The 21,205-nt window shown below is 70.4% G+C and carries 22 protein-coding genes; 10 read left to right on the top strand and 12 right to left on the bottom strand.

From position 1 onward, the window contains the following. Window positions 1–49: 49 nt before the first annotated feature. Complete coding sequence (locus AB0J58_RS08340; RefSeq protein ID WP_364211967.1) at window positions 50–1,162, bottom strand: acetate/propionate family kinase; 1,113 nt, start codon at window positions 1,160–1,162, stop codon at window positions 50–52. A gap of 207 nt (window positions 1,163–1,369) precedes the next feature. On the opposite strand from AB0J58_RS08340, the gene AB0J58_RS08335 reads away from it, so the two are divergent. After that, a complete protein-coding gene (locus AB0J58_RS08335; protein ID WP_364211964.1) occupies window positions 1,370–1,738 on the top strand; it encodes an STAS domain-containing protein in 369 nt (122 codons plus the stop codon). A 66-nt stretch (window positions 1,739–1,804) separates the two neighbouring features. On the opposite strand, the gene AB0J58_RS08330 is transcribed toward AB0J58_RS08335, so the two are convergent. Then, window positions 1,805–2,023, bottom strand: coding sequence for an EF-hand domain-containing protein (locus AB0J58_RS08330; RefSeq protein ID WP_364211961.1), 219 nt, complete (start codon window positions 2,021–2,023; stop codon window positions 1,805–1,807). Between the two features lie 156 nt (window positions 2,024–2,179). Between AB0J58_RS08330 and AB0J58_RS08325 the strand changes: the two genes are divergently transcribed. The 5 genes from AB0J58_RS08325 (at window position 2,180) to AB0J58_RS08305 (ending at window position 9,298) form a co-directional block, all read left to right on the top strand. Then, complete coding sequence (locus AB0J58_RS08325) at window positions 2,180–2,662, top strand: GNAT family N-acetyltransferase (protein WP_364211958.1); 483 nt, start codon at window positions 2,180–2,182, stop codon at window positions 2,660–2,662. A 360-nt stretch (window positions 2,663–3,022) separates the two neighbouring features. Beyond that, window positions 3,023–4,036, top strand: a complete 1,014-nt coding sequence (locus AB0J58_RS08320) for a lytic polysaccharide monooxygenase (RefSeq protein WP_364211955.1) — start codon at window positions 3,023–3,025, stop codon at window positions 4,034–4,036. 83 nt (window positions 4,037–4,119) lie between these two features. Further along, window positions 4,120–4,629 carry a cellulose binding domain-containing protein gene (locus AB0J58_RS08315; RefSeq protein ID WP_364211952.1) on the top strand — a complete coding sequence of 170 codons (510 nt, stop codon included), beginning with the start codon at window positions 4,120–4,122 and terminating at the stop codon, window positions 4,627–4,629. A gap of 289 nt (window positions 4,630–4,918) precedes the next feature. Then, entirely contained in the window at window positions 4,919–7,291 is a 2,373-nt protein-coding gene (locus AB0J58_RS08310; protein WP_364211949.1) for a Tex family protein, read from the top strand. 603 nt (window positions 7,292–7,894) lie between these two features. Then, window positions 7,895–9,298 (top strand): family 16 glycosylhydrolase, encoded by a 1,404-nt coding sequence (locus tag AB0J58_RS08305; protein ID WP_364211946.1) that lies wholly within the window; start codon window positions 7,895–7,897, stop codon window positions 9,296–9,298. A 71-nt stretch (window positions 9,299–9,369) separates the two neighbouring features. On the opposite strand, the gene AB0J58_RS08300 is transcribed toward AB0J58_RS08305, so the two are convergent. The 3 genes from AB0J58_RS08300 to AB0J58_RS08290 all read right to left on the bottom strand — a co-directional run bounded on the left by AB0J58_RS08300 (window position 9,370) and on the right by AB0J58_RS08290 (window position 12,251). Beyond that, on the bottom strand, window positions 9,370–10,812 hold the full coding sequence (locus AB0J58_RS08300) for a WGR domain-containing protein (RefSeq protein WP_364211943.1): 1,443 nt from the start codon (window positions 10,810–10,812) through the stop codon (window positions 9,370–9,372). Window positions 10,813–10,984: 172 nt separating this feature from the next. Then, window positions 10,985–11,644: a DUF998 domain-containing protein gene (locus AB0J58_RS08295; protein ID WP_364211940.1), complete on the bottom strand. Its 660-nt coding sequence runs from the start codon at window positions 11,642–11,644 to the stop codon at window positions 10,985–10,987. 268 nt (window positions 11,645–11,912) lie between these two features. Continuing rightward, window positions 11,913–12,251 (bottom strand): hypothetical protein, encoded by a 339-nt coding sequence (locus AB0J58_RS08290; RefSeq protein ID WP_364211937.1) that lies wholly within the window; start codon window positions 12,249–12,251, stop codon window positions 11,913–11,915. Between the two features lie 136 nt (window positions 12,252–12,387). Between AB0J58_RS08290 and AB0J58_RS08285 the strand changes: the two genes are divergently transcribed. Both AB0J58_RS08285 and AB0J58_RS08280 read left to right on the top strand, forming a co-directional pair. Further along, on the top strand, window positions 12,388–13,551 hold the full coding sequence (locus tag AB0J58_RS08285; RefSeq protein WP_364211935.1) for a sensor histidine kinase: 1,164 nt from the start codon (window positions 12,388–12,390) through the stop codon (window positions 13,549–13,551). After that, window positions 13,548–13,727 carry a LuxR C-terminal-related transcriptional regulator gene (locus AB0J58_RS08280; protein WP_364212179.1) on the top strand — a complete coding sequence of 60 codons (180 nt, stop codon included), beginning with the start codon at window positions 13,548–13,550 and terminating at the stop codon, window positions 13,725–13,727. The genes AB0J58_RS08285 and AB0J58_RS08280 overlap by 4 nt, the downstream gene beginning before the upstream one ends. Here the strand turns inward: AB0J58_RS08280 and AB0J58_RS08275 are convergent. From AB0J58_RS08275 to AB0J58_RS08245, 7 genes are all read right to left on the bottom strand, one after another. Beyond that, window positions 13,721–14,164, bottom strand: a complete 444-nt coding sequence (locus tag AB0J58_RS08275; RefSeq protein WP_364211932.1) for a protocatechuate 3,4-dioxygenase subunit alpha — start codon at window positions 14,162–14,164, stop codon at window positions 13,721–13,723. The genes AB0J58_RS08280 and AB0J58_RS08275 overlap by 7 nt on opposite strands. Beyond that, window positions 14,164–14,844, bottom strand: coding sequence for a protocatechuate 3,4-dioxygenase subunit beta (pcaH, locus tag AB0J58_RS08270; protein ID WP_343969861.1), 681 nt, complete (start codon window positions 14,842–14,844; stop codon window positions 14,164–14,166). The genes AB0J58_RS08275 and pcaH overlap by 1 nt, the downstream gene beginning before the upstream one ends. Beyond that, on the bottom strand, window positions 14,841–16,016 hold the full coding sequence (locus AB0J58_RS08265) for a 4-hydroxybenzoate 3-monooxygenase (protein WP_364211929.1): 1,176 nt from the start codon (window positions 16,014–16,016) through the stop codon (window positions 14,841–14,843). Before AB0J58_RS08265 ends, pcaH begins: the two co-directional genes overlap by 4 nt. Before the next feature lie 62 nt (window positions 16,017–16,078). Beyond that, window positions 16,079–16,825, bottom strand: a complete 747-nt coding sequence (locus AB0J58_RS08260) for an IclR family transcriptional regulator (RefSeq protein ID WP_364211927.1) — start codon at window positions 16,823–16,825, stop codon at window positions 16,079–16,081. A gap of 24 nt (window positions 16,826–16,849) precedes the next feature. Then, a complete protein-coding gene (locus AB0J58_RS08255) occupies window positions 16,850–17,293 on the bottom strand; it encodes an SRPBCC family protein (protein WP_364211925.1) in 444 nt (147 codons plus the stop codon). Window positions 17,294–17,316: 23 nt separating this feature from the next. Next, a complete protein-coding gene (locus AB0J58_RS08250) occupies window positions 17,317–18,222 on the bottom strand; it encodes an aminoglycoside phosphotransferase family protein (RefSeq protein WP_063766221.1) in 906 nt (301 codons plus the stop codon). Then, entirely contained in the window at window positions 18,222–19,670 is a 1,449-nt protein-coding gene (locus AB0J58_RS08245) for a helix-turn-helix transcriptional regulator (RefSeq protein ID WP_364211922.1), read from the bottom strand. Before AB0J58_RS08245 ends, AB0J58_RS08250 begins: the two co-directional genes overlap by 1 nt. Before the next feature lie 232 nt (window positions 19,671–19,902). Between AB0J58_RS08245 and AB0J58_RS08240 the strand changes: the two genes are divergently transcribed. Both AB0J58_RS08240 and AB0J58_RS08235 read left to right on the top strand, forming a co-directional pair. Continuing rightward, the gene (locus tag AB0J58_RS08240; RefSeq protein ID WP_030912059.1) at window positions 19,903–20,187 is read left to right on the top strand and encodes a hypothetical protein; all 285 of its coding nucleotides are present in this window, start codon (window positions 19,903–19,905) and stop codon (window positions 20,185–20,187) included. Between the two features lie 267 nt (window positions 20,188–20,454). Continuing rightward, a complete protein-coding gene (locus AB0J58_RS08235; RefSeq protein ID WP_364211919.1) occupies window positions 20,455–21,183 on the top strand; it encodes a glycosyltransferase family 2 protein in 729 nt (242 codons plus the stop codon). Window positions 21,184–21,205: the final 22 nt, after the last annotated feature.

Genomic DNA, 21,205 nt, shown 5'->3' with positions numbered 1-21,205 from the left:
GAGGACGTGAGAAGGCAGGCCGCCCCGCCCGCGGACGGTGACCGGGTTCTCACGGACGGCCGCCGAGCACACCGAGGGTGTCGCGGGCGAGTTGAAGCTCCTCTCTCGGACGGATCCCCAGCACGGGCACGGGTACGCCGGGTGCGCTGACCATCCCGTCGACGTCGAGGTCGGTGCGGACGGGCGGTTCGACCCCGAGCAGCGCGAGCCCGCGGCAGACGGCTTCGCGGACCTCCGGCTGATCCCAGCCGATCTCCCCGGTGAAGACGAGCGCGTCCAGCCGGTCCAGGCTCGTCGCGGCCGCGGCGATCTCCCGGCTCACCCGGTACGCGAACACCTCCAGGGCCAGGGCCGCGGCGGGATCGCCGGAGGCGACCAGTTCCCGGGTGTCGCCCGACTTCCCGCCCGAGAGTCCGAGCAGCCCCGACCGGTGTTCCAGGCCGTCGCGCAGCTCGTCGAGTGTGAGCCGGGAACCGGACAGCAGCCAGAGCAGCATGCCGGGGTCGACGCTCCCCGAACGCGTGCTCATCGGCACTCCCTCCAGCGGGGTGAACCCCATCGAGGTGTCCACGCTGCGGCCTTCGCGTACCGCGCACACCGAGGAGCCTCCGCCGAGGTGGGTCAGGACGACCTGGAGTGCGCGAACGGGCCGGTCGAGCAGTTCCGCGGCCCGCCCCAGCGCCCAGGCGTAGGACAGGCCGTGGAAGCCGTAGCGGCGCAGGCCGTACCGGCTCCTCCACCGCTCGGGCAGCGCGTAGGTGGCGGCGCGGTCCGGAAGCGCGGCGTGGAAGGCGGTGTCGGGGCAGAGCACGTGCGGGAGGCCGGGCAGCCGGCGCCGGGCGGCCTCGACGAGCGCGAGCGCGGGCGGCACGTGCAGCGGGGCCAGGTCCGCGTACTTTCGCACCGCGTCCAGCACATCGTCATCGACGACCGTCGGCCTCCGTACGGCCTCGCCGCCGTGTACCAGCCGGTGGCCGACCGCGGCGAGGTCGCCGTCCGGGGTGTCGGCGAGGAAGTCCCCGATCGTCCGCTCCGCCGACCCGGAGTCGGGACTCCGCTCGCTGTGCTCGGTGCGCAGGACCTCGCCGTCGCGGACGAGGTGAAGCTGGAGGCTCGACGATCCCGCGTTGACGGTGAGCACTGCCAGTCCTTTGGTTCCCATTTTCCCGGCCTGCCCTGGAGCGGGACGGACAAACGGCACCTCCCCGAGCCGGCCCGCTTCGCGTCGGGCGCCGTCCTGACATCCCGCGGTTCGCGGTCACCCGTTGAACTGTCACAAGCCACGGGCGTACGGTGGTGTCAATGGCACCGGTCCTTGCACGGCTCCCGACAGGGCGCTGTCTCCAACTGCCGTAGACAGCGGGGCGATATGACTCGGCTTTCCGTCACCGTGGACGCGCGTCCGCAGTTCTCCGTAGTGACCCTGATCGGCGATCTGGACAAATCATCGGCTCCACTGCTGGAGGAGAGGATCGCGGAGTTCATGAGGCGGGGCCATGTCTGCCTGGTCGTCGACACGACGGAGCTGGGATTCTGCGACTCCACGGGCATCTGGGTGCTGTTGACGAGCCTGCGGCGCGCCTACGAGCGGAAGGGCTGGCTGCGTCTCGTCGGCGTGCACGGATTCCTCGGCCGCCTGCTCGATCTGACCAAACTGCGAGACGCGTTTCCCATCGCCTCCACGGTCGAGGAGTCGGTGCGCGAGCTCTCCGGTGGGAGCGTCATCGCCTCCCGCTGATTCCCGGACGCCCTCCGGTGACCGGCCCTGGGCCCGCCCGCTCTCCGAGGAGAGCGGGCGGGCGGATCAGCCGCGGTAGACCAGGCGGACGAACTCCTCGAACGAGAAGCGACCGTCGCCGTCGGAGTCACCGACCCGGTTCAGTGACCCGATGGCCTCCGCGGGCAGGTCGGGGAAGTGCCCGCGGAACTCCGCCTCCGTGATGAATCCGTCACCGTCGGCGTCGATGGCCGCGAACGCCCGCCTGAGTTCCGCCAACCGCTCCCCCGTGGGCTCTGTCGACATGGTGACCCGCCTCTCTCAACAACCCGCACTTCGATCAGCAGCCAACTTACGGGAGGAGCCACTCACACAGCTACACCGCCACATATGTCATGTTTTATTATCAAAAATCCGCTTTGCTGGCGCAGTCCCTCCGTACCCCGCGCCTAGACTGCGAGCATGATTCGCCCCGCAACACCGGATGACATTCCGACGATCATCGACATGATCCACGGCCTCGCGGAGTACGAGAAGGCCCCGGATCAGGTCAAGAACACCCCGGACCTGCTCCGTGAGGCGCTCTTCCGCCCCTCCCCCAGCGTGTTCTGCCACATGGCCACCGACGGGGACAGCGCCACGGGGTTCGCGATCTGGTTCGTCTCCTACTCCACCTGGACCGGCACGCACGGGGTCTACCTCGAAGATCTCTTCGTCCGCCCCGAGCACCGGCGTGGCGGGTACGGCAGGGAACTGCTCACCGAACTGGCCCGTATCTGCGTGGAGCGCGGCTACGACCGGTTCGAGTGGTCGGTGCTCGACTGGAACGCCCCGGCCATCGACTTCTACCGGTCGCTCGGCGCGGAACCACAAGACGAGTGGGACAGGTACCGGCTCGCGGGCCCCGCGCTCGAAAAGCTCGCCACAACGGAGAGAAAGCAGTAGTCACACCGGGTTCGTCCTCGCCGTCGAGACCGGCCGGAACACCGTTCCGGCCGGTCTCGGCGTTTTTCGCGTGGCATTCCCCGCACCATCGGAAGTCCTCGCGTGAAAACCTCACCGGAACACGCCCAGGCTGTGAACCTTTCATCTCGCGAAACCACCTAGCACCCACCCGACCTGCCACGACAGCCTGCCATCGGATCCCGGTAAAGGCTTTCCATTTACACCTCTGGATCGACGACCTAGAGTCCGTCTCGCGTGGGCGCCTCACCGCCATTGATCAACTACTCGTCACCCCTCGAAAGGGAGGGTAATTCTGTGAGTAAATGGCGAAGTATGGCTGTCGCCAGTGTGGCCACATTAATGACCGCACTGCTCGCCGTCGTCCTCGTTCCCCAGTCGGCCTCGGCGCACGGCGCCATGATGACGCCTGGCAGCCGGACCTTTTTCTGCTGGCAGGACGGCCTGTCCCCGCAGGGGAACATCGTGCCCATCAACCCGGCCTGCTCGGCGGCGGTGGCCCAGAGCGGGGCCAACTCGCTCTACAACTGGTTCAGTGTGCTGCGCTCCGACGGCGCCGGGCGGACCCAGGGGTTCATCCCGGACGGACAGGCGTGCAGCGGCGGCAACCCCGGCTACAGCGGGTATGACCTGCCGAACGCCGACTGGCCGGTGACGCACCTGACCTCGGGCGCGCAGATCCAGTTCAAGTACAACAAGTGGGCCGCCCACCCCGGCTGGTTCTACCTTTACATCACCAAGGACGGCTGGAACCCCAACCGGGCACTGACCTGGGGCGATCTGGAGAGCACGCCCTTCCACACCGCCGACCACCCGCAGAGCGTCGGCTCGCCGGGCACCAACGACGCCCACTACTACTGGAACGCCACGCTGCCCTCGAACAAGACGGGCCGCCACATCATCTACTCGGTGTGGAAACGCTCCGACTCGGCCGAGACCTTCTACAACTGCTCCGACGTGGTCTTCGACGGCGGCAACGGCGAGGTGACCGGTGTCGGCCGAGCGGGCCCCAGCCCCCAGCCGACCGTGACGCCGACCGTGACGCCGCCGCCGGGGAACGCGGCGTGCACCGCCTCCTACAAGACCGTCAGCTCCTGGTCGGGCGGCTTCCAGGCCGAGGTGACCGTGAGCAACCCGGGTTCCGCCGCCATCAACGGCTGGACCGCGACGTGGACGCTCGGCAGCGGCAGCACCATCAACAGCCTGTGGAACGGCACGCACACCACATCGGGGTCCACGGTCACGGCCAAGAACGCCGACTGGAACCGCACGATAGCGGCCGGAGGCTCGACCACCTTCGGGTTCACCGCCTCGGGCACCAGCGGCTCCCCGACCGTCACCTGTACCAGCCCATAACAAGACATGGTCCCGCCGGTGCCCGTCGGGTGCCGGCGGGACCGCGTCCGTACCGGGCCCGTGTCCTCGCGGAAGGGATTCCTGTGCCGCCCACCACGAAGATCGCGCAACTGCTGGGTCTCGTCTCGCTCGGCGCGGCGGTGGCCCTGATCGCGGTGGCCTGCGCAGGCCGGACGCCGGAGGGCAAGCACACCGCGGCGCACCTCCCCTCCCCGATCCTCCGTCAGGCCACCTCGGCGCCCCCGCCTTCCCCGGCCGTCCAGCCGGACACCCCGACCGCGCTCCCGGCCGCGGCGAAGTGCCGGGCGACGGTCACCCTGGTGGAGTCGTGGCCCGGCGGCTACCGGGGCGCCGCGACGATCACCAACGACGGTGAGCAGCCGCTGGGCGGCTGGTACATCCAGTGGATGCTGCCGCAGGGCGCGACCCTCACCCAGGCGTGGAACGGCACCCACATGCAGAGCGGTCCCGTCGCGATGATCCACGCCCTGGGCGACAAGCCGCCGCTGCGGCCGGGAGCGACCGCCACCGACATCGGCTTCGTGGGAGCCGCCGCGACACCCCCGACCTTCACCGAGATCACCTGCGGTTAGCGGCACCTCGGGGTGGGCGCCCGCGGCCGGCCGGCCGAGGCCGAACGCGTCCGCTGACGTCTCCGCACGGGCCTCGAACCGCCGGCGATCAGCTCCCCTCGCACCGGGCGGCGGCGCGCGGAGCACCGGCGGCGGAATCCACCTCAGAAGCACCGAGACCGCGGCGTCCCGGACGTCCTTCCCCCTCTGCTCTTTTCCGGCTCTCGCGTGATTCCCGCCTCCGGCTCTCCGACCCGCCGGGGAGGTGAGGCGGTAGCTTGGGGACCGCCATCAAGAAGGAAGAGAGATCGTGACCACGTCTATTCATCAGCGGATCGCCGAAGAGCTGGGTGTGCGCGAGCGACAGGTGCGGGCGGCGGTGGACCTGCTCGACGGCGGCGCCACCGTGCCGTTCATCGCCCGCTACCGCAAGGAAGCCACCGAGATGCTCGACGACACGCAGCTGCGCACGCTGGAGGAGAGGCTGCGCTACCTGCGGGAGCTGGAGGAGCGGCGCACCGCGATCCTGGAGTCGATCGACGGCCAGGGCAGGCTCGACGACGCCCTGCGGGCACAGATCATGGCGGCCGACTCCAAGGCCCGCCTGGAGGACATCTACCTTCCCTACAAGCCCAAGCGGCGGACCAAGGCGCAGATCGCCAGGGAGGCGGGGCTCGAACCGCTCGCCGACGGCCTGCTGGCAGACCCGTCGGTCGACCCGCGGGCCGCGGCGGAGGCGTTCGTCGGCGAGGGGGTGGCCGACGCCGCCGCCGCGCTTGACGGTGCCCGCGCGATCCTGGTCGAGCGGTTCGGCGAGGACGCCGACCTGGTCGGCGAGCTGCGCGAGCGGATGTGGACGAAGGGACGCCTGGTCGCGGCGGTCCGCGAGGGCAAGGAGGCGGAGGGCGCCAAGTTCTCCGACTACTTCGACTTCGCCGAGCCGTTCACCAAGCTGCCCTCGCACCGGATCCTGGCGATGTTCCGGGGGGAGAAGGAGGAGGTCCTCACCCTCACCCTGGAGCCGGAGCCGGAGCCCACCGGCACCTACGAGGGCCGCGTCGCGCACCGCTTCGGCATCGCCGACCAGGGAAGACCCGCCGACGCGTGGCTGGCCGACACGGTCCGCTGGGCCTGGCGCACCCGCATCCTCGTCCACCTCGGCATCGACCTGCGGACGCGCATGTGGCAGGCCGCCGAGGAGGAGGCGGTCCGCGTGTTCGCCGCGAACCTGCGCGACCTGCTGCTCGCCGCGCCCGCGGGGAGCCGCGCGACCATGGGGCTGGACCCCGGGTTGCGCACCGGCGTGAAGGTAGCGGTGGTCGACGCGACCGGCAAGGTGCTGGCCACCGACACGATCTACCCCCACGAACCGCGCCGCCAGTGGGACCAGTCGCTGGCCACCCTCGCCGCGCTGGCGAAGAAGTACGACGTGGAGCTCGTCTCCATCGGCAACGGCACCGCCTCTCGCGAGACCGACAAGCTCGCGGGCGAGCTGGTGAAGCTGGTCCCCGGGCTGACCAAGGTCGTGGTGTCGGAGGCCGGGGCCTCGGTCTACTCCGCCTCGGCGTTCGCCGCGCAGGAACTGCCCGGCATGGACGTGTCGCTGCGCGGCGCCGTGTCGATCGCCCGGCGGCTCCAGGACCCGCTGGCCGAGCTGGTAAAGATCGACCCCAAGTCGATCGGCGTCGGCCAGTACCAGCACGACCTCGCCGAGACCAAGCTCTCCCGCTCCCTCGACGCCGTGGTGGAGGACTGTGTGAACGCCGTCGGCGTCGATGTCAACACCGCCTCGGCACCGCTGCTCACCCGGGTGTCTGGCATCGGCTCCGGGCTCGCCGAGAACATCGTCCAGCACCGCGACGCCAACGGTCCGTTCCGGTCCCGCAAGGCGCTGAAGGACGTGGCCAGGCTCGGCCCGAAGGCCTTCGAACAGTGCGCGGGCTTCCTGCGCATCCGCGGCGGCGACGACCCGCTCGACACCTCCAGCGTGCACCCGGAGTCCTACCCGGTGGTGCGGCGCATCCTGCAGAGCACCGGCGGCGACATCACCACACTGATCGGCAACGGTACGGTGCTGCGGGCCCTGCGCCCGGCGGAGTTCGTGGACGACACCTTCGGGCTGCCGACCGTCACCGACATCCTCTCCGAGCTGGAGAAGCCGGGCCGTGACCCGCGCCCGGCCTTCAAGACGGCGACCTTCAAGGAGGGCGTGGAGAAGCTCTCCGACCTCACTCCCGGCATGCTGCTGGAGGGCGTGGTCACCAACGTGGCGGCCTTCGGCGCCTTCGTCGACGTCGGCGTGCACCAGGACGGCCTGGTGCACGTGTCGGCGCTGTCGCACAACTTCGTCAAGGACCCGCGCGAGGTGGTCAAGCCCGGTGACATCGTCCGGGTGAAGGTGCTCGACGTCGACATCCCCCGCAAGCGCATCTCGCTCACCCTGCGCCTGGACGACGACGTCAAGCCGTCCGGCCCGCGAGGAGCGCGCGACCAGCGCGACCAGCAGGGCGGTGGCGGTCAGCGCCAGGGCGACGGCGGCGGCCGGCGGGGTGGCGGACAGGGCGGCGGGCAGGGACGCGGCGACCGGCAGGACCGCGGGGGCCGGCAGCGTAACGCGCCGAGCGGCGCGATGGCGGACGCCCTGCGCCGCGCCGGGCTCGACGGCTCCGGCGGTCGCCCCTGATCCCGGACCGGGACGGTCCGGACACCGGGTAGGAGACCCTCGTGCGGCGGCTTCCGGGAGGAGGCCGCCGCACCGCACGCGGCCATGACGAGGACGGGCCCGGCGGCCTCCGCGAACGAGGCCACCGGTGCCGCGCGATCCCCCGCGCGCGCCGTCAGCGCATCGCGGGCGTTCTGACGCGTTCCCCTGACAGGGACGACTCCTGGAACGGTCCCCTCTCCGACCTCCCGCTTCCCGCCCCCACACAGATCAGGGCGCTCCGCACAGGGAGGCGAACCAGGCCGCATGACTTTTTTTACCTCTTGCATTGACTGGAGAACGAAGTCTGACCTAGGGTCCCGGGCAAGCGAGATCTTGCCTTGAAGGGACCCCCATGACTCGCTCTCTCCAACGCGGGGCGTTGGCGGACGCGAGACGCGCCGGCCGCTCCCCGTCCGGGCAGGACCTCGCCTCCCCCTGCCGTATCCGTCGCGGCAGGCCCCCAGGACACGCCGAGCGACGTGCCGTCACACGTCAGGCCCACCGGGTCGCGTACGGCCACTCGCGAAAGCACGCTCGTCACGTCCGGCCCTCGCACGCCCCCCAGGACGGAAGGAATCAGCGATGATCTCCACCAGCCCGCGCCCCCTGCCGGAACCGCCCGGCGGCGCGCGACGCCCGCGAACCCCGCTCGCACGAGTCGGCGGCCTCCTCGCGGCGATGCTCCTCACCTCCGCGGCCCTCGTCCCCTCCGCCGCGGACGCCCAGAGCACCGCCGTCCAGGGCAGCACCGTCCAGGGCAGCACCGTCCAGGGCAGCACCGTCCAGGGCAGCACCGTCCAGGGCAGCACCGTCCAGAACACCGCCCGGGTCGCCGCCGCCCCCGGCCCCCTCGTCTGGTCCGACGAGTTCGACGCCGCCGCGGGCACCGGCCCCGACACCACCAAGTGGCGCCGCGACGTCGGTGGCGGCGGCTTCGGGAACAACGAGCGGCAGTACTACACCGCCGGCAACGAGAACATCGCCCACGACGGCGCCGGCAACCTGGTCATCACCGCACGCAAGGGCAACCCCGCCGGTTACTCCTGCTGGTACGGCTCCTGTGAGTACACCTCGGGGAAACTGACCACCGCCGCGACCTTCACCCGCGCCTACGGCCGCTTCGAGGCGCGGATGAAGCTGCCCCGGGGCAAGGGCATGTGGCCGGCGTTCTGGATGCTGGGTGACAACATCGGGTCGGTCGGCTGGCCCGCGAGCGGCGAGATCGACATCATGGAGAACGTCGGCAGCGTGCCGGGACAGGTGCTCGGCAGCCTGCACGGCCCCGGTTACTCGGGGGGCAGTCCGCTGAGCGGCGGCTACACCCTGCCGGGCGGTCAGGCCTTCGCCGACGCCTTCCACACCTTCGCCGTTGACTGGGAGCCCGGCTCGGTGACCTGGTACGTCGACGGCATCCAGTACTCCAGGAAGACTCCCGCCGACACCCGGGGCAACCCCTGGGTCTACGACCACCCGTTCTTCATGATCCTCAACCTGGCCGTCGGCGGCAACTGGCCCGGCTCGCCCGACGCCTCCACGACCTTCCCCCAGCAGCTGACCATCGACTACGTCCGCGTCTACGCCCAGGGCGGCAGCGGCGGCCGGACCGGGCAGATCACCGGCATCGCCGGCAAGTGCGTCGACGTCGCCGCCGCCGGCACCGCCAACGGCACCGCCGTCCAGCTCTACGACTGCAACGGCACCGGCGCCCAGCAGTGGACCATCGGCACCGACGGCACCATCCGCGCCCTCGGCAAGTGCATGGACGTCGCCGCCGCCGGCACCGCCAACGGAACGCAGATCCAGCTCTACGACTGCAACGGCACCGGCGCCCAGCAGTGGGTCTACACCGCGGCCCACGACATCGTGAACCCCGCCGCCGGCAAGTGCCTGGACGCCACCGGCCAGTCCAGCGCCAATGGCACCCGCCTGCAGATCTGGGAGTGCAGCGGCAACCCCAACCAGAAGTGGACCGTCCCGGCGGCCTGACCACCCCCGTCATGGGCCGGGAGCGCTCGGCCCATGACGGGCTCGGCCGTGGAGCCGATGTCGCCCCTCGGTCAGAGCAGGCGCCTGATGTCGCCGTAGGCCCGGTAGAAACCGCCCCGCTCGGAGAAGCGGACGCCCTCGACGAGGTAGCGGGCCCCGGCCTCGCGCACGCCCTTGGGGAACTGCACGTTCCGCCGCACGTCGTAGCCCTCGCTGACCACCCGCACCCGGAGCCGCTCGCCCTCGCGGAAGCACTCCACCACCACGCCCTCGCCGGTGTGCGAGACCGTGTCGAGCACCACGGTCTCCAGCTCGGTGGTGGGCTCCACCACCGCCAGCCCGGCGGACGCCTTGACGTCGACGGACTTGGGGACGCTGCCCCCCTGGGCCGCCACGATCGCCTCCTCGCTCACGTCGATGCAGGCCAAAGTGCCGTCGGTGGTCACGATGTAGAGGCGGTCGTCGAGATACTGCATGGAGAAGGCGGAGCCGCAGCCGGTGGCCAGCTTCCACAGGCGCTCGCCGCCCTGGTCGAAGCAGTAGATCGAGGAGTGGTTGTCACCGGCGAAGACGTAGCGGCCTTCGGGGGCGGTGGCGCAGGAGAAGACCGTGGCGTCGCAGCGGTAGACCGCCTGGCTGACACCGTCCGACTTGCGCAGCCGGTGCACGGCGCCGCGCGAGGTGCCGGCGTAGACCGAACCGGTCTCCTGCCAGCCGAACAGCACCGCGCCGTTGATGGGCGTCTCCCAGACCGGCGCGCCGTCCGCGGCGTCATAGCGGGCCACCCCGGTGGAGTGCCCGTGGTAGACGGCCTCGTCGTCGCAGCGGACCATCCAGGCCGAGTCGCCCCTGCCCTTGCGCGCCCACTGGAACTCGTCCTCGTGGTCGATCGTGGTGATCCGCCCAGCACGGTCGGAGACGCCCAGCACGCCGTCGTGGATGTCCAGCCAGTAGATGTCGACGTCCTCGGCGATCTCGTACGCGACCCTCGGGACCTTTCCACCGAGGTCGTAGACCTTGCCGTCGTCGGCGCCCGCGTAGATCCAGAAGTCGTCGCCGACGATGCACTTGACCCCGTCGGGGAGCCGGAAGCGGCCGGTGACGGTGCCGCCGTGGGTGACGGTGTAGACGTCACCGCGCTGGTTGCCGACCCAGCAGCGCTCGGAGTCGACGAAGATGCCGAACGCCGCCGCACCGCTGGCGAAGCGCCAGAGCACCGGCGCCTGGGCCGCGGTGGAGCGGGCGCTCTCCACGCTGCGCCTGGTGACCGCGCGGCGCTGGCGCACTCCCTGCACGGCGGGGGCGTAACCCCTGCGGATCTTCTCGTTGATCTTCTTCGCGGCGGCCGCCTCGGCCTTCGCGACGCTGGCGAAGGCCGATGCCTTGGACTGGCCGGATTCGCCGATGCGGCCGTACCTGATCGTCACCTGGGTTCCGTCGAGCACCACCTCGTAGAACTTGTGCGAGCTCCCGCCGTCCTCGGACAGTTCCAGGTACGTGCTCCGCGCGGTCATGCTCCACCCTCTCCGTTGGTCGTCGCTTCCGGAGCGTAGAGCAGCTGTATGACAAATACGGAAAAGTCAGGAAAGTAGCGAGGATGGTGGTCGATCAGCGGCCGGACCGTCCGTGTTCCGCGCGCTCCGGCCTCCCTCGACCGGAAGTACGTCACCCCGGATCGCGAGAGGGTCAGCCGCGAGCGGCCACCGGGAGCGGGCTGCGGGTACGGCCGCCGCACCCGGTTCCGGCCATCAGGCCCAGCATGGCCAGCACCGCCACCTCGAAGCCCACCACCAGCCGCTGCGTCACCCCGGCCGGGATGTCCTCGCCCGCCAGGTCCACACCGGCCATCCGCACCGCGTACGGGAGGACCACCAGGACAAGCACCCCCAGGGAGGCCAGGCTGAGCAGCCGGATCGCGCGGGCGTACCGGCCGGCCGCGTGCCGCCTGGCCAGGAGCAGTCCGGCGACCGGCATCGTCAGAAAGGCCACGAACGCCGCGTACCTGTGGATGCCACCGGACATCGACAGCGGCACGCCCGGCTCGTCGGTGGGGAAGGCGCCGATCAGCAGCATGCACAGGCCCCAGATTCCGACCAGCAGGGCCGCCGCGCGGTCCTCGTCCCGCCGGGCCAGCACGGCCCCGATGATGGTCGCGGCGGCGGCGAAGAGCGTGAGCGACAGGGGCAGCAGCCAGCCGTCCGCCTCGAACGCGTACTCGCTGATCACCGTGTGCACCGGGTCGAGACCGGTGACCACATGCAGCCCGAGCATCGTGGCGGCCCCGGCGCCGATCGCCGCGTAACCGCCGAACACCATCGCAGATCCCGTGAACGCCTGACTTCCCATGCCTCAACGATGGCGACGATCAAGATTCCGGAATATCGGAGAGAGCCCCCTGACGTCCCTGAACGGCCCCGTAAGGATCTCGGGGCCAGGTAGTGCCGTCCTTCCGGGGGCGCTCCCCGCGCCATCTCCCTGACCTGCGCGAAAACCCTCGACGGTAGGGTGGTCCTCATCAGGGTCGCCCCCGGGACGAGGCCTGCCCCCGCGGGCGGGCCGCCGGTCGGAAGCGGTCACGCGCGGGCCGGGTTCCACTCCTCGTCGCTCATCCGGATCATCGCCACGCCCACGGCGCCGAAGACGACCAGCAGGAGAAGCGGCCCCGATTAGCCGAGCACGGTGACCACCCCGGCCAGGTGGGCGAGGACGCCCCCCTGCACCGGACGAGGTGAACCATGCCGATCACGCCGGGCACCCAGAGCACCCAGGCGTAGTGCAGGAGCGTCGCGCTGACCCCGGTGCCCCTGGGGTTCTCGGCATAGCCGAGGGTGTCCTCGACTCCGAACCCCAGAGGATCAACGATCATGCCCGGCAGCAGGCAGAGGAGGGCGAGGATCAGGCCGACGCCCGCGGCCCCGCGACGGAACGCGTCAGGGTCGGTAAGAGTGAACATGGCTCGGAAACTACGAACCGGACCCCATCTCCGTCATCAAGGCCCGCCTTGACCCGTGATCCCCCCAAAGATGGATGTCAACCTCCCTCCCCGCCCCTTACCCTCACGTCATGCCGCACCCCCCTCCCCCCGCGTCATGAGCCGCCGTTTTCCGCCCACCGCCGTCGACTGGCTGATCGCGGCGGTCATGGCCGTGTTCGGGCTCGCCGAGGAGCTCAGCGAGCGCACGTCGGCCTTCGACCACGAGCAGTCCCCGTGGTGGCTGATCGCGGTGCTGGCCGTGGCGGCACTGGTGCTCGTACGGCGCCGTGCCCCGTTCACGGTCCTGACCGTCTACTCGCTGGCGAGCGCGGCGAGCTTCGCGTACTTCGGCGACCTCGCCGCCGCCTGGCAGTTCTACACCCAGCTCATCCTGCTGTTCACCCTGATCAGCGAGGCTTCCCCACGAGATCTCAGGACCGTGGGCGGGCTCGTGGTCACCGGGCTCTTCATCGGGTCGATGATGCTGGCCGTCGACCAGCACTTCGGCCCGGGGGACATGGCGGTGGCCGTGGTGATGGCCTCGATCGCCGGCGGCACGGGCCTCGCCGTGTGGCGGCACCGGCAGGTCGCGATCCAGGCCCGAGAACACGGCGAGCTGCTCGCCCGCAAGGCCGTGGCCGAGGAGCGCACCCGGATCGCCCGCGAGCTGCACGACGTGGTCGCCCACAGTGTCAGCGTCATGGTCATGCAGGCCGGCGCGGCCAGGCTGATGCTCCGCCCCGACCAGCTGGTCGAGCGCGAGACGCTGACCGTGGTGGAGGAGGCCGGCCGCGAGGCGGTCGAGGAGCTCCGCCGCATGCTCGGCCTGCTGCGCACCGACTCCAGCGAGGACGGGCTGGCCCCGCAGCCCAGCCTGGCCCGGCTGGAGGACCTGGTGGAGCAGGTGCGCGCCGCCGGGCTGGAGGTGGAGCTGACCGTGCGGGGCGAGGCCCGGCCGCTCCCGGCCGGGCTGGAGCTGTCGGCCTACCGGATTATTCAGGAGGCGCTGACCAACACGCTCAAGCACGCGGGCCCGGCGCGCGTCACGGTCACCGTCTCCCACCTGCCTCGTGCGCTCAGCCTGGAGGTCGCCGACGACGGCCCCAGAAACGGCCACGTCGGTCCCCAGGGTGCCGGGCGCGGCCTGATCGGCATGCGGGAGCGGGTCGCGCTCTTCCACGGGCGGCTCGCCACCGGGCCGCTGCCGGACGGCGGTTACGGTGTCAGCGCCTCGTTCCCGCTGGCGATGCGGGTCACCGGGGAGAAACCCGCAGGCTGAGCGGGAGACCGCGAAGGAGATCGGAGATCGCCGCCACCCTGTTCGTCGCCGAGTCCACGGTCGGCACCCACATCAACCACCTGCTGGCCAAGCTCGCCCTGCGCGACCGCGCCGAGGCGGTCAGGTACGCCTACGAGCGTGGCCTCGTCCGCCCCGGCGAGCACCGGGATCAGTAGGCGAAGAACACCGTCTCGCCGTCACCCTGGAGGCGGACGTCGAACCGGTAGGACCGCTCCCCCTCCGGCGCCGCGACGAGCGTGCTCCGGCGCACCGGATCCACCTCGGCGGGGAACGGCGCCTCAGCGGTGAGGTAGACCCGGGTCCAGACCGGCTTGAGCAGGCCGCGTGCGAAGATCAGCAGAGGGATGTAGCCGTCGGGCCTGGCCGTGCGGAAGCGGTAGGAGCCGTCGGCCCCGGTCTCGCAGCGACCGAACAGCCCCGGCTGGCAGATCTCCAGCAGCGCGTCGGACACCGGCTCGCCCGCGCCGTCCAGCAGCCTGCCGCGCAGCTCGATCATGTCCGGATGGTCCTCCGGCACGACGAGGGGTCCCTCGTCGTACGGCAGGGCGAACGAGAAGAACGGGCCCACGGTCTGCGACGGGGTCTGCGACATCACTCCTCCTCAAAGGGGGTCGCGCCCAGCACGACGTCCCAGCGGTAGCCGAGCGCCCACTCGGGCTCGGTGACATCCAGGTCGAAGGCGGAGACGAGCCGTTCGCGGTCCTTCGGCTCCGGGACCGACTGGAAGATCGGGTCGTAGGCGAACAGCGGGTCGCCGGGGAAGTACATCTGGGTGATCAGGCGCTGGGTGAAGGCGGTGCCGAACACCGAGAAGTGGATGTGCGCCGGACGCCAGGCGTTGGGGTGGTTACGCCAGGGATAGGACCCCGGCTTGATCGTGACGAACCGGTAGCGGCCCTCGGCGTCGGTCAGGCAGCGGCCGAACCCGGTGAAGTTGGGATCGAGCGGGGCAGGGTGCTGGTCCACCGGATGGGCGTACCTGCCGGTGGCATTCGCCTGCCAGACCTCCAGCAGCGTGTTCGGCACCGCCCGGCCCCGGCTGTCGAGGACCCGGCCCGTGACGATGATGCGCTCGCCGATCGGCTCGCCCGCGTGCTGCCTGGTCAGGTCGTGGTCCAGCGGCCCGACCGGCCGGTGGCCGTAGACCGGGTCAAGCAGCTCCGCCGCCTCCGGATCGAGGGCGGGTCGCACCGGCGGGTACGAGGGAGCGCGAAGCAGGGTGCTGAGATAGCCGGGGGTGAGGTGGTGCGGGTGCGGATCTGTGAGGGTCACGGATGGGCTCCGAAATCGAAGGGCAGGCCGACGTAGTTCTCCGCGAGCGTGGTCGCGGCGGCCTCTGAGGAGGTGACGTAGTCGAGGTGTGCGCTCTGCAGGCGCCGCCCGTAGGGGTCGTCGGCGTCGAAGGTGTGCAGCAGCGTGGTCATCCACCAGGAGAAGTGCTGGGCGCGCCAGACCCGTTTCAGGCAGTTGCCGGAGTAGGCGTCCAGCAGGTCACCGGAGCCCGTCGCGTAGAACTCGGTCAGGGCCTCGGTCAGCAGCCGGACGTCCGCGACCGCCAGGTTGAGTCCCTTGGCCCCGGTGGGCGGCACGATGTGGGCGGCGTCCCCGGCGAGGTAGAGGTTGCCGTGGCGCATGGGCTCGGCGACGAACGAGCGCATCGCCGACATGTCCCTGGAGATGATCGGCCCCTCGGCCAGTGTGAAACCGGGGACCGTCTCCAGGCGTGCCCGCAGCTCGGCCCAGATCCGCTCGTCCGGCCAGTCGTCGAGCGAGGCGTCCGGGGGGACCTGGAGATAGAAGCGGCTGATCTCCTCGGAACGCATGCTGTGCAGCGCGAAGCCCCGCTCGGTGTGGGAGTAGATCAGCTCCTTGGCCGACGGAGGGATCCGCGCGAGGATGCCGAGCCAGGCGAAGGGATAGTCCCGTTGGAAGACCGTCAGGACGCCCTCGGGGATCGACCGCCGCGAGACGCCGTGGAAGCCGTCGCACCCGGCGATGACGTCACAGTCGAGGCGCTCACCCTGGAAGGTGAGGTAGGGGTCCCTCTCCAACGAGTGCAGGGCGACGTCCGGGACGTCGAAGAGAATCCTCCCTCCGTCGGCCAGTCTGCGGGCGACGAGGTCCTTGACGACCTCCTGCTGACCGTAGACGGTGATGGCCCGGCCGGGAACGAGCTCCTCGAAGGGGATGCGGTGCCCGGCCCCGCCGTACCGCAGCTCGATACCGTGGTGCGGCAGCCCCTCGGCGCGCATCCGGTCGCCGACGCCCGCCTCGTTGAGCACGTCCACCGTGCCCTGCTCCAGCACCCCGGCCCGCACCCGTTGCTCGATGTAGTGCCTGCTCCGTGCCTCCAGGACCACCGAGTCGATGCCCCGCAGGTGGAGCAGATGGGAGAGGAGCAGCCCGGCGGGGCCCGCTCCGACGATCCCGACCTGAGTTCGCATGCGTCGAGCATTCCGCACCGTCCACCCCCGCACGCGTCACTCTTCCGCTCAGCGGAAATCTTTCAGCTCCGCAGGGCGGCGAGATCCCGGGAGAGGGCCCCGGCCGCGGTCAGCACGGCGGATGCCAGCCGGCGCTGATCGGCGTTGTGCCGCCAGGCCACCAGGGACAGCGCCGCCACCACCCGGCCGGCCGCCCCCCGTACCGGCACCGCGACCGAGCAGGTGCCCACCGACATCTCCTCCTGCGTGCAGGCGATCCCGGTCCGGCGGATCTCCGCCAGCTCGGTACGGAGCCGCGTGGGGTCCACCACCGTGTTGGGCGCGTGCGGGGTGAGCTCCCCGGCGAGCACCCGCTCCACCGTCTCCGGGTCCGCGTGGGCCAGCAGGACCTTGCCGACCCCGGTCGCGTGCAGCGGCAGCCCTCCGGCCACCCGCGAGACGATCGGCACGGAGGTGGGCCCGCGCAGTCGCTCCAGGTACAGCGCCCGGTCGTCACGGAGCACCGCGAGCTGCACGTTGTCGCGGGTCGCGGCGTAGAGGTCCTCCATGTACGGCAGGGCGAGCTCGCGCAGCTCCCGAGGTTCCGCCGCCTGGGCACCGATCTGCCACAGCAGCATTCCGACCCGGTATGAGCCGTCGGGGAGCCGCTCCACGAATCCGCCCGCCACCAGCTCCGCGACCAGCCGGTGGCCGGTGGCGGGAGGCAGCTCGGCCCGGCGGCAGATCTCGGTGAGCGTCAGCCGCACGTCTCCCGGCAGGAACGCGCCGAGGATCGCCATCACCTTTCCGGTGACCGTGGGCGCTCTCACGCGTCCCGCTCCGGCCACCGAGGCCTAGGGAGCGGAGCCCAGGCGGGTGGCCAGGATCCCGGCGCGGGCGAGCTGCACCTCGCGGGCCTTCTTCGCGGCGTAGCCCAGCATCGGCCTGACCCAGGCGTGCACCACGAGGATGTCCTCAACCTCGGTGCCCCCGTTCTTCTCGCTGAGGGTGAACCGGTAGTCCAGGCGCACCCCGCCGGGACTGTCGACCTCGCCCTCGACGGTACGCGGCGTGTTCCGCAACGTCACCTTGATCATGTTGTCGTACTTGACGACGCCGAGGAACCTGAAGCGTTCCACCGAGGTGTAGCGGGTCTCGGTCTCCCCCTGCTCGATGTCCTTGACCGCGACCACCATGGGCGAGAGCCCTACGTAGCTCTGCGGCTGGCTCAGGTGGGCACGGAGCGCCTCCGGGGTGTTACGGACGTAAAAAGTATTGCGAAGCGTGACCTTTGGCATGCTCTGTCCCCGCTTGAAGATCTTTATTGGGAGACACTAGCGGGTTCCGCCATGTACCAGCGAGCATGTTGTTCACCTCGGGTGAGGGAATCGAGCCTGCGAGGCAACTCGCGCCGGGAGAAGGGATCCGCGGCGGCGTTGCGGATGTGGATCCCCACCGCGTAGATGTCCCTGACCTCCATGAGGGTGGAGTATCCCGGCCAGGAACGCAGATCGCTGCCGTACGCGTCGGCGAACGCGTCCACGTCGGCGGCGGTCAGCCCGAAGCGCCGCTGGCCGTGGTAGGTGTGGACCAGGTCCCACTCGCGAGGGCCGACCGCGACGCCGTCCCAGTCGCAGAGCACCACGTGGCCGTCCGTGCAGCGCAGCAGGTTGTCGATCCAGGCGTCACCGTGCAGCAGCACGGGCTCGTCCTCCACGCCGAGGTCCAGCCAGCGCTCCGTCAGCTCCGCGATGCGGTCGCGCAGCCAGGCCCGCTGGCCGGGAGTGAGCTCTTCGGAGCGGTCCACGGCGCGGCGCACCTCGCACAGCGGGTCGACGAACCGCCGCAGAGCCATCGGCGGCACCGGCAGCAGGTGCAGGCTGCGCAGGATCTCGCCCAGCTCCGTGGTGGTGGGGCGGCCGCTGGCCGGCACGTAGTGCCAGAACGTGACGACCCTGCCCTCGTGCACCACGGGCTGTTCGGAGATCTCATCGGCCGGGCGCACCGCGGGGAACCCCTGCTCGGCGAGCCAGCGGGCCACCGCGAGGACCAGCGGCAGCCGGGTCAGCGCGTTGGGCGCGGTGGCGATCCTGACCACGATCTCGCTGCGCAGCTTGAAGACGGCGTTGCTGCGCACCCGCAGCAACTCCGCGTCCCGGTGATCGATGCCGAGATCCTCGCAGACCTCCCGCAGGACGGTGAAGGCCTCCTCGGCGAGCGACCCCATCAGCTGACCGGAGCCGCGCCGGCGACCAGGTCGTTCAGGCGGCGCACCGCCGCCACCCTGTGCCTGGTCTGCGGCACCTCCGACAGCAGCGCCCTCGCACGGTTGAGCACGATGGAGGTGCGGTGCTCCGGCGGGACCTGAAGCAGTGCCTTCTCCGCCAGATGGCAGGCGTCGTCGACCTTGCCGTCGCGGACCAGGTGCGCCGCCTGGTCGAGCAGGATCAGCACCGGGTCGATGGCGTACGGTTCCGAAGGGCTGGCGGGCCCCGGCTTCCAGTCGACATCCTCACCCAGCTCGATCAGGGTGCCGATCCGGTAGAACTGCAGCCGCCGCTCGGAGAAGCGGAAGGCCAGGTGGTCGTGGCCCTCGGGGGGCATCCTGGCGAAGATCCGCTCCGCCTCGGCCAGCGCGACCCTGGCCGCCTTGTGCTCGCCCATCCGGGCCAGTGCCCGCGCCTCGGCCGCCGCGCCGAGCGCCGCCGGGGAACTGGGCGCGCTCCCCGCGAGCATCCTGGCCTCACGCGCCAGCCGCACGGTCTCGGCCAGGTCTCCGTAGTAGTACGGCAGCATCGCCTGCTGTGCCCGGACGAGGGCGCGCAGCCGCACGTCGCCCATGTCGTCGGAGGCGTTGCGCGCGGTGCCGTACCAGGCGTGGGCCTGACGGGTGTCGCCGAGCTTCATCAGCGCGTCGGCCGACAGCAGCGCCAGCATGACCGTGGCGTTGAGCAGGCGGCGCTGGGCCATCGCGGGCTGACGGGTCAGGGAGAGCGTCCTGACGTCCGACAGCTCCAGCATGAGCCGGTAGAGCATCGGCACCGGCGCGCTGCTGATGTACTCGCGCCGGTAGCGCAGCACCTGCTCGTCGAGCCGGTCGAGCTGCTCCTCGGAGACGGTGGAGATGGCGAGCGTACGGTCCAGGTCCTGACGGGTCCGCTCCACCTCGGCCAGTAGCCGGCCCGTCATCACGGACCGCGAACCGAGCAGGGCCTGGTGGAACAGCGCCCGTCGCTCGATGTCGTCTTCGGACCGCTCCCGCTCCTCGGTCTGGTAGGGCGAGCGTCCCTCACCGCCGGAGACGACCACGACCTTGGCGCCTCCGCCGTCCTCACAGTAGTCTCCGGCCAGGCCCAACCTGACGGCGTTCGCGCGGTACAGCCGGGCCAGCAGATCGATGGTCTGCGGGCGCGGTCTGGCCCGGTTGTTCTCCCAGGCGTTGAGCAGGTCGATGCTGGCCCGCGCCTCGCCCAGGTCCTGGCGCTCACAGAGCTCCTCCAGTTCCTGGACGGACTGCCTGGCCGACCATCCCCTGGCCAAACGGTGCGCCTTGAGCAGGCTCACCCCGCAGCAACCGTGGATGGCCTGCGCGGTCTGCCAGTGGGTCCACTGCCTGGACGCCGCCTGCTCGCGCCAGCGTCGCGCACATGCGGGCGAGTGCTCACCTCGGGCCACGGCGTCCCTCTCCCGGTCGCTGTTTACGCAACATTAACAAGGGCGCACCACAGCGTAAACGCGTCCGTGCGCCGGATTCCTTTTATTCGCGGTTTCTCCACGGAACATCCATGACTTTCCGGTCTATTCCACTGATCCCGAGGGGGTTTGCGGAAGGACCGATTGCCTCAAGTGCCACGAAACCGCACTCTGCAAAGAGGCAAGTCACGAGTGTCCGCCAGGAGTGATCCGGATGATGGCAGAACGCGGCGAGGCCGTCGACCACCTGCGTCGGTTGGCAGCCCAGTTGGAGGCACACGCCTTCCAGGTACGCCTGAGGTCGGCAGCGGGGCTTTATCCAAGGCTCCATGTGATCAACCCGATGGCCCCCGCCAGGACCGAGGACGTGCTAGCCGCCCATGAGGACGACGGCGAGTGGTGGTTCTGGTTGTCCTGGGCCGGTCGCATCGGCCACGCGGAGGACGTCGCCACGGCCGCGGAGCGTGTGGCCAGTGTTCTTCATGTGATACGGAGATAGGTGATTCTTGGGGCTGACATGGGTAACACCCGATGATCCAGCCCAGAATGGAGCGGCATCGTGAAAAGGATCCTGGTCGTGCAACGCCCCCGTCCCCCCCGCAACCCGGTACCGCTCGACCTGCGCAGCCCCTCGGGCCGTACGCTCCCTTTCTGACCGTCGGCGAAGAGACCCTCCCCGCACACCCGGGGGCGGGGTCTTCCATCCCAGACGGACTTGCAAGGGGCTTTCAAGCGTTCTGCAGGCGGTTCGGTAGACCTTATACACATGAACAGCGCCCCTTTCGCCTTCAGTGTCAGTGTGGTCGTCCCCGCCATGAACGAGGCTGAGAACCTCCCCCACGTCTTCGCGACCCTGCCGTCCTGGATCGACGAGGTGATCCTGGTCGACGGCAACTCCATCGACGACACGGTGGCCGTGGCCAAGGCCCTCCGGCCCGGGCTGCGCGTCGTCAGGCAGACCGGCAAAGGCAAGGGCAACGCTCTCACCGAGGGTTTCGCCGCCGCGACCGGTGACATCATCGTCATGATCGACGCCGACGGATCGACCGACGGCAAGGAGATCCACGCCTTCGTGACCGCGCTGGTCGAGGGCGCCGACTTCGCCAAGGGCTCGCGCTGCGCCCCCGGCGGAGGATCCGACGACATCAGCCCGATCCGCTCGCTCGGCAACGCGGTGCTGACCAAGATGACCAACCGGCTGTACGGCACCCGCTACACCGACCTGTGCTACGGCTACAACGCCTTCTGGGCCCGCCACCTGGACGCGCTCGACCTCGACTGCGACGGCTTCGAGATCGAGACCCTGATGAACATCCGCGCCGCCCAGGCCGGGCTCGTCATCCGCGAGGTTCCCAGCCACGAGCGCAGCCGGATCCACGGCGCCAGCAACCTGCACGCCGTCCGCGACGGCCTTCGGGTGCTCCGCACCATCCTCCGCGAGCGCGAGGGCCGCGTCGGCGGCGTCCGGCTCCGCCGGGAGCAGGTCGCCGCCTGACCTCCTCGGCCGACGAGATCGT

It is taken from the genome of Streptosporangium sp. NPDC049644, from assembly GCF_040675205.1.
Classification (GTDB): domain Bacteria; phylum Actinomycetota; class Actinomycetes; order Streptosporangiales; family Streptosporangiaceae; genus Streptosporangium; species Streptosporangium fukuiense.
Note: the sequence above shows the minus strand (reverse complement) of the source record. Positions and strands in the feature narration are given on the sequence as shown.

Coding starts and splice junctions, on each gene's coding strand:
- AB0J58_RS08325 (WP_364211958.1), top strand. CDS start 2,180: ATGATTCGCCCCGCAACACCGGATGACATTCCGACGATCATCGACATG.
- AB0J58_RS08250 (WP_063766221.1), bottom strand. CDS start 18,222: ATGGGGTCGCTCGCCGAGGAGGCCTTCACCGTCCTGCGGGAGGTCTGC.
- AB0J58_RS08275 (WP_364211932.1), bottom strand. CDS start 14,164: ATGTCGCAGACCCCGTCGCAGACCGTGGGCCCGTTCTTCTCGTTCGCC.
- AB0J58_RS08290 (WP_364211937.1), bottom strand. CDS start 12,251: ATGTTCACTCTTACCGACCCTGACGCGTTCCGTCGCGGGGCCGCGGGC.
- AB0J58_RS08335 (WP_364211964.1), top strand. CDS start 1,370: ATGACTCGGCTTTCCGTCACCGTGGACGCGCGTCCGCAGTTCTCCGTA.
- AB0J58_RS08305 (WP_364211946.1), top strand. CDS start 7,895: ATGATCTCCACCAGCCCGCGCCCCCTGCCGGAACCGCCCGGCGGCGCG.
- AB0J58_RS08255 (WP_364211925.1), bottom strand. CDS start 17,293: ATGCCAAAGGTCACGCTTCGCAATACTTTTTACGTCCGTAACACCCCG.
- AB0J58_RS08340 (WP_364211967.1), bottom strand. CDS start 1,162: ATGGGAACCAAAGGACTGGCAGTGCTCACCGTCAACGCGGGATCGTCG.
- AB0J58_RS08330 (WP_364211961.1), bottom strand. CDS start 2,023: ATGTCGACAGAGCCCACGGGGGAGCGGTTGGCGGAACTCAGGCGGGCG.
- AB0J58_RS08320 (WP_364211955.1), top strand. CDS start 3,023: ATGACCGCACTGCTCGCCGTCGTCCTCGTTCCCCAGTCGGCCTCGGCG.
- AB0J58_RS08295 (WP_364211940.1), bottom strand. CDS start 11,644: ATGGGAAGTCAGGCGTTCACGGGATCTGCGATGGTGTTCGGCGGTTAC.
- AB0J58_RS08240 (WP_030912059.1), top strand. CDS start 19,903: ATGATGGCAGAACGCGGCGAGGCCGTCGACCACCTGCGTCGGTTGGCA.
- AB0J58_RS08265 (WP_364211929.1), bottom strand. CDS start 16,016: ATGCGAACTCAGGTCGGGATCGTCGGAGCGGGCCCCGCCGGGCTGCTC.
- AB0J58_RS08285 (WP_364211935.1), top strand. CDS start 12,388: ATGAGCCGCCGTTTTCCGCCCACCGCCGTCGACTGGCTGATCGCGGCG.
- AB0J58_RS08235 (WP_364211919.1), top strand. CDS start 20,455: ATGAACAGCGCCCCTTTCGCCTTCAGTGTCAGTGTGGTCGTCCCCGCC.
- AB0J58_RS08300 (WP_364211943.1), bottom strand. CDS start 10,812: ATGACCGCGCGGAGCACGTACCTGGAACTGTCCGAGGACGGCGGGAGC.